The organism is Pseudomonas inefficax (genome assembly GCF_032164165.1).
Taxonomy (GTDB): Bacteria; Pseudomonadota; Gammaproteobacteria; order Pseudomonadales; family Pseudomonadaceae; genus Aquipseudomonas; species Aquipseudomonas inefficax.
The window spans coordinates 3,573,409-3,586,761 of sequence record NZ_CP134401.1 but is presented as its reverse complement, the minus strand read 5'-3'; the positions used below and the strand labels follow the sequence as shown (position 1 = coordinate 3,586,761).

Below are 13,353 nucleotides of genomic sequence, written 5' to 3'. Positions count from 1 at the left end.
CGGCGTGGAACACGCTTTACGGACGGTCGTCCACACCGTCGGTCTTGGCCGGCGGGATCAGGTCTTCGCTGCTCAGGTTCAGCCAGATCAGTACCACGTTGGCGATGTAGATCGACGAATAGGTACCGGCCATGACGCCGATGAACAGGGCCAGGGAGAAGCCGAACAGGTTGTCGCCACCGAAGAACAGCAGCGCGGCAATGGCCAGCAAGGTCGAAACCGAGGTGGCGATGGTCCGCAGCAGAGTCTGGGTAGTGGAAACGTTGATGTTCTCGATCAGCGAGGCCTTGCGCATGACGCGGAAGTTCTCGCGCACCCGGTCGAACACGACAATGGTGTCGTTCAGCGAGTAGCCGATGATCGCCAGCACCGCCGCCAGCACCGTCAGGTCGAAGGTGATCTGGAAGAACGACAGGATACCCAGGGTCACCACCACGTCGTGGATCAGCGAGACGATCGCGCCCACGGCGAACTTCCACTGGAAGCGGAAGGCCAGGTAGATAAGGATGCCGCCCAGTGCCAGGAGCATGCCCATGCCACCCTGGTCGCGCAGTTCTTCACCCACCTGCGGGCCGACGAACTCGACACGCTTGACCTTGGCCGGGTTGTCGCCGCCGGCCTTCTGCAGGGCTTCAGCTACCTTGTTGCCCAGCTGTGGGTCATCGCCCGGCATGCGCACCAGCAGGTCGGTGGTGGCGCCGAAGCTCTGCACCACCGCCTCGTGGAAGCCGGAGTTGACCAGTTCGGCACGCACCGCCTTGAGGTCGGCCGGGCGCTCGTAAGTCAGCTCGATCAGCGTACCGCCGGTGAAGTCCAGGCCGAAGTTCAGGCCCTTCTGCCACCAGCTGAACAGCGCCAGCACGGTGAGGAGCACGGTAACGGCGAACGCGACATTGCGCACGCCCATGAAGTTGATGGTTTTCATCGCAGCTCCCTCAAACCCACAGCTTCTTGATGTCACGCCCGCCGCAGGTCAGGTTGACCATTGCACGGGTCACCATGACGGCGGTGAACATCGAGGTGAAAATCCCGAGGGACATGGTGACCGCGAAGCCCTTGACCGGGCCGGTACCCATGGCGAACAGGATGCCGCCGACCAGCAGGCTGGTCAGGTTGGCGTCGATGATCGCGGTGTAGGCGCGGTTGAAGCCTTCGTGGATGGCGCGCTGCACCGACATGCCGGCGTTCAGCTCTTCGCGAATACGCGAGAAGATCAGCACGTTGGCGTCCACCGCCATACCCATGGTCAACACGATACCGGCAATACCCGGCAGGGTCAGGGTGGCGCCCAGCAGCGACATCAGCGCCAGCAGCAGGACCATGTTGCCCGCCAGGGCAATGGTGGCGATCACACCGAAGGCGCGGTAGATGGCGATGATGAACAGCGAGACGAACAGCATGCCCCACAGCGACGCATCGATACCCTTGGTGATGTTGTCGGCACCCAGGCTTGGGCCGATGGTACGTTCTTCAGCGAAGTACATCGGCGCAGCCAGGCCACCGGCACGCAGCAGCAGGGCCAGTTCGGACGATTCGCCCTGGCCGTTCAGGCCGGTGATGCGGAACTGGCTGCCCAGCGGCGACTGGATGGTCGCCAGGCTGATGATTTTCTTCTCTTCCTGGAAGCTCTGTACAGCAACGTCCTTCTCGACGCCGTCGACGGTCTGCTTGACGTAGCGGGTAACCGGCTTCTGCTCGATGAAGATTACCGCCATGCTGCGGCCGACGTTGCTGCGGGTAGCGCGGGTCATCAGCTCGCCACCGTGGCCATCCAGGCGGATGTTCACCTGCGGACGACCTTGTTCGTCGAAGCTGGCCTGGGCGTCGGTTACCTGGTCTCCAGTGATGATCAGGCCGCGCTCGACCGCAGCGGAACGGCCACCCTCACGGAACTCGAACACCTCGGTAGTGGCTTTGGACGCGCCCGGTTCGGCACCGAAGCGGAACTCCAGGTTGGCGGTTTTACCCAGGATACGCTTGGCCTCGGCAGTGTCCTGCACGCCTGGCAGCTCGACCACGATGCGGTTGGCGCCCTGGCGCTGTACCAGCGGCTCTGCCACGCCCAGCTCGTTGACACGGTTGCGGACGGTGGTGAGGTTCTGCTTGATCGAGTATTCGCGGATCTCGGCGACTTTCGCCTGGGTCAGCGCCAGACGCAGCACCGCCAGCTCGTTACGCTCGGTGGTTGTCAGGTCGAAATCATTGAAATTCTTGCGGATCAGGGCACGTGCCTGTTCGCGGGTAGCATCGTCAGCGAAGCCCAGCATGATGCCGCCATCCTGCTGAGGCAGGCTGCGGTAGCGGACGCGCTCTTTGCGCAGCAAGGTCTTGACCTCGCCTTCGTAGACTTTCATGCGGGCGCTCATGGCCTTGTCCATGTCCACTTCCAGCAGGAAGTGCACACCACCGGACAGGTCCAGGCCCAGCTTCATCGGGCTTGCGCCCAGGTTGCGCAGCCATTGCGGGGTAGTCTGGGCCAGGTTCAGGGCCACGACGTAATCATCGCCCAGTGCCTTGCGCACTACATCCTTGGCTGGCAGCTGGTCTTCCTGATTGGTCAGGCGGATCAGCCCGCTGCCCTTCTCACCCAGGCTGGCGCCCTTGACGGCGATGTTGGCATCGCCCAGCGCCTTGCTGACGCGGTCGAGGTCGGCCTGGTTCACCTGCAGCGCCGAGCTGGCACCACTGATCTGTACCGCCGGATCATCCGGGTAGAGGTTGGGTGCGGAATAAATGAAACCGACCACCAGTACCAGCACGATCAGTGCATATTTCCACAGAGGATATTTGTTCAGCATCACGCCGCCCGTTCAAGACGCGGGGCGCGTTGCGCGCCCCGACTGGAAAGAAAAACCGGTAACTCAGATAGCCTTGAGCGTACCTTTTGGCAGGGTGGCCGCGATGGCACCCTTCTGGAACTTCAGCTCGACGTTGTCGGAAACTTCCAGTACCACGAAATCATCGGAAACCTTGATGATCTTGCCGGCGATGCCGCCGTTGGTGACAACTTCGTCACCCTTCTGCAAGTTGCTCAGCAGGTTCTTCTGCTCTTTTGCACGCTTGGCCTGCGGGCGCCAGATCATCAGGTAGAAGATGACCAGGAAACCGACCAGGAAAATCCACTCGAAGCCGGTACCGGCTGGGCCGGCGGCAGGTGCAGCAGCGTCCGCGTATGCGGCGGGGATCAAGAAGCTCATTGGGCACTCCTAATGTAATTTTCTAATAATGAATGCGGACAGTCAGTCCAAAGGCGGCACAGGAAGCCCGCGCTTGGCGTAGAAGGCGTCGACAAAGGCGGCCAATTTACCCTGTTGAATAGCCTCGCGTAAACCGGCCATCAAGCGCTGGTAATGGCGCAAGTTGTGGATGGTATTCAGCATGCTGCTCAGCATTTCGCCGCACTTGTCCAGGTGATGGAGATAGGCGCGGGAGAAGTTGGTGCAGGTGTAGCAATCACAGGTCGGATCCAGCGGCGAATCATCGTGGCGATGGAACGCATTGCGGATCTTGATCACCCCTGTATCGACGAACAGATGACCGTTGCGCGCGTTACGCGTCGGCATCACGCAGTCGAACATGTCGACGCCGCGGCGCACACCCTCAACGAGATCTTCCGGTTTGCCTACCCCCATAAGGTAACGAGGTTTGTCAGCAGGCATCTGGCCCGGCAGGTAATCCAGCACCTTGATCATTTCGTGCTTGGGCTCGCCCACCGACAGGCCACCGATGGCCAGGCCGTCGAAGCCGATGTTTTCCAGGCCCTCCAGCGAACGCATGCGCAGGTCCTGGTACATGCCACCCTGGACGATACCGAACAGCGCCGCGGAGTTGTCGGCGTGGGCGTTCTTCGAGCGCTGGGCCCAGCGCAGCGACAGCTCCATGGACGCGCGCGCCACATCGTGCTCGGCCGGGTACGGCGTGCACTCGTCGAAGATCATCACCACGTCCGAGCCCAGGTCACGCTGCACCTGCATCGACTCTTCCGGGCCCATGAACACCTTGGCGCCATCGACCGGCGAGGCGAAGGTCACGCCCTCTTCCTTGATCTTGCGCATGGCGCCCAGGCTGAACACCTGGAAGCCACCGGAGTCGGTGAGGATCGGGCCTTTCCACTGCATGAAGTCGTGCAGGCCGTTGTGCTTCTTGATCACCTCGGTGCCCGGGCGCAGCCACAGGTGGAAGGTGTTGCCCAGGATCATCTCGGCGCCGATGGCCTCGATGTCGCGCGGCAGCATGCCCTTGACCGTGCCATAGGTGCCCACCGGCATGAACGCCGGGGTTTCCACGGTGCCACGTGGGAAGGTGATGCGGCCACGACGGGCCTTGCCGTCGGTGGCCAGCAGTTCGAAGGACATTCGACAGGTGCGACTCATGCTTGATCCTCGGGCCCGCGTGGCGCCGGATTGCGGGTGATGAACATGGCATCACCGTAACTGAAGAAGCGGTACCCCTGCTCGACCGCTGCCGCGTAGGCGGCCATGGTCTCGGGGTAGCCGGCGAAGGCCGAGACCAGCATCAGCAGCGTGGACTCCGGCAGGTGGAAATTGGTGACCAGCGCGTCGACCACATGGAACGGCCGGCCCGGGTAGATGAAGATGTCGGTGTCGCCGCTGAAGGCCTTGAGCACGCCATCGCGCGCCGCGCTCTCCAGCGAGCGCACGCTGGTGGTGCCCACCGCGACAACCCGGCCGCCGCGGGCGCGGCAGGCTTCGATGGCATCGACCACATCCTGGCCCACTTCGAGCCACTCTTTATGCATGTGGTGGTCTTCGATCTTGTCGACCCGCACTGGCTGGAAGGTGCCCGCGCCCACGTGCAAGGTGACGAAAGCCCGCTCGACGCCTTTGGCGGCGATCTTTTCCAGCAGCGCCTCGTCGAAGTGCAGGCCAGCGGTGGGCGCAGCGACCGCACCAGCGCGCTCGGCGTACACGGTCTGGTAGCGCTCACGGTCGGCACCCTCGTCCGGGCGGTCGATGTAAGGCGGCAGCGGCATGTGGCCGACGCGGTCGAGCAGTGGCAGCACCTCTTCGGTGAAGCGCAGCTCGAACAGCGTGTCATGGCGCGCGACCATTTCGGCCTCGCCGCCACCATCGATGAGGATCACCGCGCCTTCTTTCGGCGCCTTGCTGGCACGCACATGGGCCAGCACCCGGTGGCTGTCGAGCACGCGCTCGACCAGCACTTCCAGCTTGCCGCCGGAGGCTTTCTGGCCGAACAGGCGCGCCGGGATGACCCGGGTGTTGTTGAACACCATCAGGTCGCCCGGGCGCAGGTACTCGAGCAAATCGGGAAATTGCCGGTGCGCCAGCGCGCCGGTTGGCCCATCGAGCACCAGCAGACGGCTGCCATGGCGCTCGGCCAACGGGTGGCGGGCGATCAGGGAATCGGGGAGTTCGAAGGAAAAATCGGCGACGCGCATGATGATGTTCGGTTCGGCAGGGCCGGGAAGTTTAGCCCAATGTGTGAAAATTGACCATGAAAGCCGATTGACCGACCAGCGGTGGCTCTCTATACTGCGCGCCACATGCCCTGATGGCGGAATTGGTAGACGCGGCGGATTCAAAATCCGTTTTCGAAAGGAGTGGGAGTTCGAGTCTCCCTCGGGGCACCAAGATCCGGAAAAAACCGACTTTATGGTCGGTTTTTTTTCGCCTGCGATTTGGCCGCGCCCAGCCCTGTAGAAGCGGCCTTGTGTCGCGAAAGGGCCGCAACGCGGCCCCAGGATTGATGCGCAAAAATTGAAATTGCTGGGGCTGCGTTGCAGCCCTTTCGCGACACAAGGCCGCTCCTACAGAGATCGCGCCAACTTTTCTGTCATGTCCATCAGTAGCGCCAACGATCCAGCTGCCCCTGCGCACGGCTGCTGAACAGACTAAGCAGCTCGCGCAGGGTATGCGGTGGCGGCTCGGCAGTACGGGTCACCGCATACAAGGTGATCGGCAGCGCCGGGGCCAGGGGCCGAATGGTGGTGGCCGCGGGCGATGCGCCAAGCGCGGTGAACGGGTCGATGACCGCCAGCCCTGCACCGGATTCGACCATCGCCCGAGCCAGTGAATAGGTCTGCACCGCAATGCTGACCCGTGGCGGCGGCTCGACCGCCTTGAGGTAGCTGTCGAGGCGGACCGACAGCGGGTCGGCGCTGGACAGCCCGATCAAGGGCGCATCGGCCAAGGCCGTCAACGACAGCGGTTTGCCTTCATCTTCCAGCGGCCAGTAGCCTGCCGGTGCCAACGCCACCAACACCCCGCTGGCCAGCGCCTGGGCGCTGAGCGCGGGGTGATCGGGTGGTTGCAGGGTCAGGGCAACATCGATCTCGCGCATCAATAGGTTCTGCACCAGTTCGCGGCTGTGAGCACTGGACAGCTCGCAGGCGATGTCCGGATAACGCTGGACCCACTCGTGGATCGCCGGCGGCAGCAGCGACAGGGCCAGTGCCGGTGTCGCACCGATGCGCAGGCTGTGGCCCGGCTTGCGACGCAGGCTTTGCGCCAGGCGTCGCACCCCTTGCAGGCTCTCGGTGACCTTGTCCACCTCACGCTCCAGCTCCAGCGCTTCGGGCGTGGGCTGCAACTTGCCGCGCACACGCAGGAACAACGGGAAACCCAGCTGCTGCTCGGCGTGTTGCAGCACTTTGGTGACCGCAGGCTGGGAAACGTGCAGCAACTGCGCGGCACCGCTGACCGAGCCGGTCTGGCGGATAGCCTGGAAAATCTCGATATGGCGAAGACGCATGGCAAGTCCATAACCTTTGTTTATGGCTCAGCGATCTTTATTCATTTTTCGCCACCTGTCACCTGGCCCTAACCTCGGCCTCGTTCCAACAACGATTCAAGGACTGACATGGCTCAGCATGCAAGCATCATCGGTGGCGGCGTCATTGGTCTGGCAACGGCTTATGCGTTGGTGCGCGACGGCTTCGATGTGACCCTGATAGAGGCTCGCGACGCGCTGGGCAGTGAAACCAGCTTCGCCAACGGTGGCCAGTTGTCCTATCGCTACGTGGCGCCGTTGGCCGACGCCGGTGTGCCGCTGCAAGCCATAGGCTGGATGCTGCGCGGTGACTCGCCACTGAAATTGCGCCCGCGCTTCGACCCTGCGCAGTGGCGCTGGATGGCCGCTTTCCTCGCTGCTTGCCGCTCCTCGGTCAACCGCGCCAATGCAGGCCACCTGTTGCGCCTGGCGCTGTTGAGCCAAGCCACCTTGCAGGCCTGGCGTGAAGAAGATGGCCTGGAGGGTTTCCACTGGCGGCGCAATGGCAAGCTGGTCACCTTCCGCCAGGCCGGCAGTTTCGACCATGCGCGCAAGAACCTTGCTGCCCCCCAGCAACAACAGGTGCTGTCGCACGCAGACTGCGCCCGCCTCGACCCGGCCCTGGCGCAGACGCCCTTCGTTGGCGCCATCCATACCCCGGATGAAGAAGTGGGTGATTGCCACGCTTTTTGCCAGCAACTGGCCGCGCGCTTGCGGGCGTCGGGGCGTTGCGAATTCCGCCTGGGCCAGGCCGTGACCGGTATTCGCCATGCACATGGCGTGGTGAGTGCGATCGAACTGGGCGACGAAGTGCTGCCGGTGGAGCAACTGGTGGTTGCTGCCGGCCATCGCAGTACGATGCTGGCACTGCCGGGCATCGACCTGCCGCTGTATCCGCTCAAGGGTTACAGCCTGACAGTACCGATCGGCACGCAACACCGGGCGCCAGACCTGAGCATCACCGATTACGACCGCAAGATCGTCTATGCCCGTATCGGTGAGCAGCTGCGCGTGGCGGCGATGGTCGACATCGTTGGCTTCGATGCCTCGCTGGCCCCCAAGCGCCTGGCCCTGCTCAAACGCCAGGCACGCGAAACCTTCGCCAATGCCGGTGACTACGACCATGCCATCGAATGGGCCGGCATGCGGCCGGCCACCCCGAGCGGCGTGCCGCTGCTGGGCGCAACGGCCTATCGCAATCTTTGGCTCAACCTCGGCCATGGTGCGCTTGGCTTCACCCTGGCCTGCGCCAGCGCACGCTTGCTCAGTGAACTGATCGGCCAACGCCGCCCCTCCATCGACCTGCAGGGGCTCACGCCCCGCGCGGCCTGAACCCTGCGCCACCTGAAAGGACTACCCGATGACCATCGTCCGTATCCAGCCCAACCCACGCCTGTCCGCCGCCGTAACCTTCGGCGAGCTGGTGTTTCTCTCCGGCCAGGTGCCGGGCGACGCCACCGATGCAGGCGGCCAGACTGCCCAGGTACTGGAAAAGATCGACGCCTTGCTGGCCGAGGCGGGCAGCGACAAGGACCACCTGCTCAGCGCAACCATTTACTTGAAAAACATCGACCAGGATTTCGCAGCGATGAACGAAGTATGGTCCGCCTGGCTGTCGCCCGGCCAGGCCCCAAGCCGCACTACCTTGCAGGCCGAACTGGCGCGTGCGCAGGTGTTGGTGGAAATATCCGTGATCGCCGCACGTCGCTGACCCCTTTACCCACAACGGAGAACAACAATGCAAAAAATCACGTTGATCGGCTGCACCCTTGCCCTTTTGCTGGCGACTCAGGCCCATGCCGATGAAGCAGCGCAGGGCCCTACATTAAGCAAGATCGCCAAAGCCAACAGCATCACCCTGGGCTATCGCGATGCTTCGGTGCCGTTCTCCTACGTGGGCGACCACTCCGGCCAACCCATGGGTTACTCGGTAGACCTGGCGAGCAAGATCGTCGAGCGCGTGCGGCAGAAGCTGGCGTTGCCGCAGCTCAAGGTGAAGTACAACCTGGTGACATCGCAGACCCGCATTCCGCTGGTACAGAACGGTACCGTTGACCTGGAGTGCGGCTCGACCGGCGTCACCGCAGAGCGCCAGAAGCAGGTGGCGTTTTCCTATGGGTTCATCTATGTCAAAGGTCAATTACTGACGGCCAAAGACAGCGGGATCAAGAGTTTCGCCGACCTGCGCGGCAAGAACGTGGTAACCACCGCTGGCACCACCAACGAACGCTATCTGAAAAGCTACAACGTCGATAACAAGATGGACATGTACGTGATCAGCGCCAAGGACCACGGTGAAGCCTTCCAGATGTTGCAGTCCGGCCGAGCGGCGGCGTTCTACATGGACGATGCGCTGCTCTACGGAGAACGCGCCAAGGCCCGTGATCCGCACAACTGGGTGGTGGTCGGGGAAGAGCAGTCGCGGGAAATCTACAGCTGCATGGTGCGCAAGGATGACCCACAGTTCCTGGCGCTGGTAAATGCAGCGCTGGGCGAGCTGTACAGCTCAGGGGAAATCAACGGGATCTACCAGCGCTGGTTCCAACAGCCGATTCCGCCCAAAGGCTTGAACCTGGAATTCCCGATGACCAGCGAACTCAAGGCCATCTTTTCCAAGCCGGTGAGTGATCCGGTGCAGTAGCGCCGATTTGACGTCGAAACCCGCATGCGATGACCAGCAGCACGGCACCAGAAGAATGGTGTCGTGCTTCTATCTAAACACCGCAGGTTCAGGTTTTATCCACAGCTGGGCTTCGTGCCGTTCGGCATTGGGGATGCGGTAATGTCACGTGGCTGGCGTTTTAAAGATAAAGCGGGTGATTCAACAACCCGCTTATTTCTCGCCCGAGCTTCCTCTGTGTAAATAGTGGCTCGGGCTATTTCAGCATGATCAGCACCACTCATAACCTGAGACAAATATTCTTGAATGGCTTCTTCGCAATTCAGCAAATCCATTAGGTCAAACGGTATCAGTTTTTGCATCGACGTCCCCTGAACAGGCAACAAGAGCGTGACAGCCCCCTGTTAAGTACTCCACAGCGCACCCTCCTAAAAACTTGCAGTCCTTTTCTTACTCGCTTGACAGTGAACATGTCTGGTAACAACCCCTGACGAACCACACCGAACCATGCCCATCCCTCGACGTCCGATCCTGCATCCCCAGCGTTTCGAGGTACCCCATGTGAAAGACATCATCACCCGCAAGTACCGCCTGGCTGTGAAAACCATCGGCTACATCGGCTGGTCGCTGTTCTGGCTGCTGATCTGGGATGTGCTGGTCACCATCGACTTCATGCTGTTCTTCAACAGCAAGTTCACCCTGCCGCTGATTCCGTTGACCTTGCTGGGCTCGGCGCTGGTGGTGCTGGTGAGCTTCCGCAACAGCAGCGCCTACAACCGCTGGTGGGAGGCGCGCACGTTGTGGGGGGCATTGGTGAACAGCTCGCGCAGCTTCGCACGGCAGACACTGACCCTGATCGATGACCCGGGTGACGGCCTCAATCCGGTCAAAGCCACCCTGCTGCGCAGGCATATCGCCTATGTGAACTGCCTGGCGGCACACCTGAAGGGTGAGCGTTGCCCGGATGAACTGATGGCGTTCATCCCGCCGGCGGAATTCGAGCGACGCAACCGCTCGAACAACTTCGCCAACGACATCCTGAGTGGGTCGGCAGCGCTGCTGGCGCGGGAATACCAGGCCGGGCGGCTGGACAGCATTCGCCTGGCAAGGCTGGAGTCGACACTGGTGGACCTGTCCAATGCCCAGGGTGGCATGGAGCGAATCGCCAATACGCCGCTGCCCTACCCTTACGTGTACTTTCCGCGGCTGTTCATCACCCTGTTCTGCCTGATCGTGCCGGTGGGGCTGGTGGAATCGCTGGGCTGGTTCACGCCGCTGGCTTCGACGGTGGTGGGCTTCATGCTGCTGGCCATCGAGCGGATCGGGACGGATTTGCAGAGCCCGTTTCGCTTCAGTGAGCACCAGATCCAGATGGACAGCATTTGCGAGACGATCGAGCGGAACCTGGAGTCGATGCAGCGGGAAGCGCAGTGCGCGGACGTTGTTGGTGCCTGAGGGATCCGGGGCTGCGTTGCAGCCCATCGCGACACAAGGCCGCTCCTACAGGGACCGCGCAAGCATCCAAGCAGCGCTTCGCCTGTAGGAGCGGCCTTGTGTCGCGATAGGGCCGCAAGGCGGCCCCGACTATCTGTCAGGCCCGCACATAACGCTGGCGCAACACATCACTCAATGCATCCACCAGCAACACCAGCACCAGCATCCCCATGATCACGGTACTGGCCTGGGCCTCCTGGAACAGGCTCAAGGTGGTGTACAGCATCTGCCCCAACCCGCCAGCCCCGACAAAACCCAGCACGCTGGCCATGCGGATGTTGTTCTCCCAGCGATACAGGCTGTAAGCCAACAACTGCGGCCACAGATTGGGCAAGGTGCCAAAGCAGAATGCAGCAACCTGGCTACCACCCTGCAAGCGGATGGCTGCCGCCGGCTCCGGCGGTGCGTTCTCCAGCGCCTCGGCAAACAGCCGCCCCAGCACGCCAGCGGTATGCAGCGCCAACGCCAGGGTACCGGCATTCGGCCCAAGCCCGGCCGCCAGTACCGTCAGCGCGGCCCACACCAGTTCCGGGATGGCCCGCAAGGCATTCAGCAGCAACCGCGCGCAGGCCTGCAACGGCCAACCGAACCGGCCAGCGGCCGGCAGCGCCAACAGGATGCCCAACAGCATGGCCAACAAAGTACCCAAGCCCGACATGGCCAGGGTTTCCAACGCCCCGTGCGCAACCGCGCGCAGGTGCCCGGCAGACAGGTCCGGGTGCAGGAAACGCCCGGCATATTCGCCCATCTGCCCCAACCCACCGTTGCCGACCAGCGCCTGCAAGTCCAGCTCCAGGTAAGCGAACGAGGCCATCACCGCAGCCACGATGGCGCCCAGCACCAGCCAATTGATGACCCGGTTCATGCCAGCCTCCAACGCAGGAAGCGGCTGAGCAGGTCGGCCAGCATCACCAGCACCAGGAACGTCAGCAGCATGCTTGCCACTTCCGCTCCCGCGAACATGCGCATCGACAGGTCGATCTGCTGCCCCAGCCCACCAGCACCGACGAAGCCCATCACCACCGAGGCGCGTATCGCGCACTCCCAGCGGTACACGGTGTAGGACACCACTTCGGACACCGCACTGGGCAGGATGCCATAGAGAAATGCAGCCAGGCGGCCACTACCCGCCTGCAGCAATGCATGGGCCGGGCGCTGGTCGACCGACTCGAAAATCTCGGCATAGACCTTGCCGAGCATGCCACTGTAGGTAATGGCAATGGCCAGCACGCCAGCTGTCGGCCCCAGCCCTACGGCCCGCACGAACAGCAACGCCCAGACGATTTCCGGCACACTGCGCAGGAAAATCAGCAACCAGCGCACCGGCAGGCGCAGCAGGCGCGACCACAAACCGGCGCGACCACCACGGGAAGCGGCGCGCAGCGACAAGGCACGGCTGGCCAGCAACCCGGCAGGGACCGCCAGCAGCAACGCCAACGCCATGCCGACCGTGGCCACGGCCAAGGTCTGCAAGGTGGCTTCATACAGCAGCGAAAGGAAGTCGGCATCGTGTGCCGGCGGCCAGAAAGCGCTGGTAAAACTGGCGATCTGCTGGCGGTTCTGCGCCTGCAGCAGCACCACGGGGTTCAGTTCGCTCAACCGGATGCCAGGCCACAGCACCGCCACCGCCAGCAGGGTCAGCAGCAGCCGCGGCAGCAGCGCCGGGTCGCGGGCATCAAGCTTCAGCATCGTGGAATCTGCACGGTCAGGGTCGCCCCCTGGCTCGGTGGTGAAGCCAGTTGTTCGTTGGCGTACAAGGCGTCCAACAGCTGCTCGGTCACCGCTTGCGCCGGGCAGTCGAACGCCACCTGCCCTTCGCGGATACCAATCACCCGGGGGAAGTGCGCCAGCGCCAGGTCCACGGCATGCAGGCTCGCCACCAGAGTCACGCCATTGGCCTGAGCGTGGCGGTTGAGCAAGGCCAGGCTGTGGTCGGCCAGCACCGGGTCCATGGCCGAAACCGGCTCATCGGTCAGCAATACCTGCGGCCGCTGGTACAGCACCCGGGCAATGCCCACCCGTTGCAACTGGCCACCGGACAATTGCCCGCACTGCACGAACAGTTTGTCGGCCAACCCCAGTTCGGCCAGTGCCTGGCGCGCCCCAGGCACATCACTTGGGTACAGCAGGTTGAGCAGACCGCGCAGCACGCCCCACTGCCCCAGGCGGCCGGCCAGCACCGCCGTGACTACCCGCTGGCGCGGCGGCAAGGGCGGAGCCTGGTGCACCAGGCCTACCCGCGCACGCAGGCGCTGGCGGGCCCTGGCGGACAACGCCCAGGGCTGCTCGCCGAGCAGCTCCAGGCGCCCGCTGCTGGGCTGGACGGCGGTCGCCATCAGGTGCAGCAAGCTGGACTTGCCCGCTCCCGACGGCCCGATGATGGCGACGCGTTCGCCCTGGCCAATGCTCAGGCTTACGCCATCAAGTGCACGCACCTGGCCATGACGCAGCCCGGCCCCGTGCAGATGGATAGCCACGTTGGAAGCCAC

General features: G+C 63.1%; 14 protein-coding genes and 1 tRNA gene. 5 read left to right on the top strand and 10 right to left on the bottom strand.

The genetic code is table 11. The annotated features are described in order from the left end of the window. Positions 1-16 precede the first annotated feature (16 nt). The 5 genes from secF to queA all read right to left on the bottom strand — a co-directional run bounded on the left by secF (position 17) and on the right by queA (position 5,419). Positions 17-925 (bottom strand): protein translocase subunit SecF, encoded by a 909-nt coding sequence (secF, locus tag RIN61_RS16160; protein ID WP_013971011.1) that lies wholly within the window; start codon positions 923-925, stop codon positions 17-19. A gap of 10 nt (positions 926-935) precedes the next feature. After that, complete coding sequence (gene secD / locus RIN61_RS16155; protein WP_112250697.1) at positions 936-2,798, bottom strand: protein translocase subunit SecD; 1,863 nt, start codon at positions 2,796-2,798, stop codon at positions 936-938. A 63-nt stretch (positions 2,799-2,861) separates the two neighbouring features. Further along, positions 2,862-3,197, bottom strand: coding sequence for a preprotein translocase subunit YajC (yajC, locus tag RIN61_RS16150; RefSeq protein WP_016713216.1), 336 nt, complete (start codon positions 3,195-3,197; stop codon positions 2,862-2,864). 42 nt (positions 3,198-3,239) lie between these two features. Beyond that, a complete protein-coding gene (gene tgt, locus RIN61_RS16145; protein ID WP_313857622.1) occupies positions 3,240-4,355 on the bottom strand; it encodes a tRNA guanosine(34) transglycosylase Tgt in 1,116 nt (371 codons plus the stop codon). Between the two features lie 14 nt (positions 4,356-4,369). Beyond that, the gene (queA, locus tag RIN61_RS16140; protein WP_112250695.1) at positions 4,370-5,419 is read right to left on the bottom strand and encodes a tRNA preQ1(34) S-adenosylmethionine ribosyltransferase-isomerase QueA; all 1,050 of its coding nucleotides are present in this window, start codon (positions 5,417-5,419) and stop codon (positions 4,370-4,372) included. A gap of 107 nt (positions 5,420-5,526) precedes the next feature. Here queA and RIN61_RS16135 point away from each other — a divergent pair. Continuing rightward, positions 5,527-5,611, top strand: a tRNA-Leu gene (locus RIN61_RS16135). Between the two features lie 212 nt (positions 5,612-5,823). On the opposite strand, the gene RIN61_RS16130 is transcribed toward RIN61_RS16135, so the two are convergent. After that, positions 5,824-6,732, bottom strand: coding sequence for a LysR family transcriptional regulator (locus tag RIN61_RS16130; protein WP_207877716.1), 909 nt, complete (start codon positions 6,730-6,732; stop codon positions 5,824-5,826). A 108-nt stretch (positions 6,733-6,840) separates the two neighbouring features. Here RIN61_RS16130 and RIN61_RS16125 point away from each other — a divergent pair, with 108 nt between their 5' ends. From RIN61_RS16125 to RIN61_RS16115, 3 genes are read left to right on the top strand one after another with little or no spacing between them, the layout of a single operon-like run. Continuing rightward, complete coding sequence (locus tag RIN61_RS16125; protein WP_313852845.1) at positions 6,841-8,082, top strand: D-amino acid dehydrogenase; 1,242 nt, start codon at positions 6,841-6,843, stop codon at positions 8,080-8,082. 28 nt (positions 8,083-8,110) lie between these two features. Beyond that, positions 8,111-8,461, top strand: coding sequence for a RidA family protein (locus tag RIN61_RS16120; protein WP_112252058.1), 351 nt, complete (start codon positions 8,111-8,113; stop codon positions 8,459-8,461). A gap of 27 nt (positions 8,462-8,488) precedes the next feature. Further along, positions 8,489-9,391 carry a transporter substrate-binding domain-containing protein gene (locus RIN61_RS16115; RefSeq protein ID WP_207877720.1) on the top strand — a complete coding sequence of 301 codons (903 nt, stop codon included), beginning with the start codon at positions 8,489-8,491 and terminating at the stop codon, positions 9,389-9,391. A gap of 95 nt (positions 9,392-9,486) precedes the next feature. Here the strand turns inward: RIN61_RS16115 and RIN61_RS16110 are convergent, their stop codons facing one another. Further along, positions 9,487-9,732 carry a helix-turn-helix domain-containing protein gene (locus RIN61_RS16110; protein ID WP_207877722.1) on the bottom strand — a complete coding sequence of 82 codons (246 nt, stop codon included), beginning with the start codon at positions 9,730-9,732 and terminating at the stop codon, positions 9,487-9,489. 199 nt (positions 9,733-9,931) lie between these two features. Between RIN61_RS16110 and RIN61_RS16105 the strand changes: the two genes are divergently transcribed. After that, the gene (locus RIN61_RS16105) at positions 9,932-10,825 is read left to right on the top strand and encodes a bestrophin family protein (RefSeq protein ID WP_252378808.1); all 894 of its coding nucleotides are present in this window, start codon (positions 9,932-9,934) and stop codon (positions 10,823-10,825) included. A gap of 136 nt (positions 10,826-10,961) precedes the next feature. On the opposite strand, the gene phnE is transcribed toward RIN61_RS16105, so the two are convergent. Genes phnE through RIN61_RS16090 form a run of 3 tightly spaced genes read right to left on the bottom strand, consistent with a single transcriptional unit; the run spans position 10,962 to position 13,341 of the window. After that, entirely contained in the window at positions 10,962-11,729 is a 768-nt protein-coding gene (phnE, locus tag RIN61_RS16100; protein ID WP_313852840.1) for a phosphonate ABC transporter, permease protein PhnE, read from the bottom strand. Continuing rightward, positions 11,726-12,553: a PhnE/PtxC family ABC transporter permease gene (locus RIN61_RS16095; RefSeq protein ID WP_313852838.1), complete on the bottom strand. Its 828-nt coding sequence runs from the start codon at positions 12,551-12,553 to the stop codon at positions 11,726-11,728. The genes phnE and RIN61_RS16095 overlap by 4 nt, the downstream gene beginning before the upstream one ends. Then, complete coding sequence (locus RIN61_RS16090; RefSeq protein ID WP_313852836.1) at positions 12,547-13,341, bottom strand: phosphonate ABC transporter ATP-binding protein; 795 nt, start codon at positions 13,339-13,341, stop codon at positions 12,547-12,549. The genes RIN61_RS16095 and RIN61_RS16090 overlap by 7 nt, the downstream gene beginning before the upstream one ends. Between the last annotated feature and the right edge of the window lie 12 nt (positions 13,342-13,353).

Excerpts from the sequence above, each read along its gene's own strand:
- secF (WP_013971011.1), bottom strand. The coding sequence starts at position 925 with ATGAAAACCATCAACTTCATGGGCGTGCGCAATGTCGCGTTCGCCGTT.
- secD (WP_112250697.1), bottom strand. The coding sequence starts at position 2,798 with ATGCTGAACAAATATCCTCTGTGGAAATATGCACTGATCGTGCTGGTA.
- yajC (WP_016713216.1), bottom strand. The coding sequence starts at position 3,197 with ATGAGCTTCTTGATCCCCGCCGCATACGCGGACGCTGCTGCACCTGCC.
- tgt (WP_313857622.1), bottom strand. The coding sequence starts at position 4,355 with ATGTCCTTCGAACTGCTGGCCACCGACGGCAAGGCCCGTCGTGGCCGC.
- queA (WP_112250695.1), bottom strand. The coding sequence starts at position 5,419 with ATGCGCGTCGCCGATTTTTCCTTCGAACTCCCCGATTCCCTGATCGCC.
- RIN61_RS16130 (WP_207877716.1), bottom strand. The coding sequence starts at position 6,732 with ATGCGTCTTCGCCATATCGAGATTTTCCAGGCTATCCGCCAGACCGGC.
- RIN61_RS16125 (WP_313852845.1), top strand. The coding sequence starts at position 6,841 with ATGGCTCAGCATGCAAGCATCATCGGTGGCGGCGTCATTGGTCTGGCA.
- RIN61_RS16120 (WP_112252058.1), top strand. The coding sequence starts at position 8,111 with ATGACCATCGTCCGTATCCAGCCCAACCCACGCCTGTCCGCCGCCGTA.
- RIN61_RS16115 (WP_207877720.1), top strand. The coding sequence starts at position 8,489 with ATGCAAAAAATCACGTTGATCGGCTGCACCCTTGCCCTTTTGCTGGCG.
- RIN61_RS16110 (WP_207877722.1), bottom strand. The coding sequence starts at position 9,732 with ATGCAAAAACTGATACCGTTTGACCTAATGGATTTGCTGAATTGCGAA.
- phnE (WP_313852840.1), bottom strand. The coding sequence starts at position 11,729 with ATGAACCGGGTCATCAATTGGCTGGTGCTGGGCGCCATCGTGGCTGCG.
- RIN61_RS16095 (WP_313852838.1), bottom strand. The coding sequence starts at position 12,553 with ATGCTGAAGCTTGATGCCCGCGACCCGGCGCTGCTGCCGCGGCTGCTG.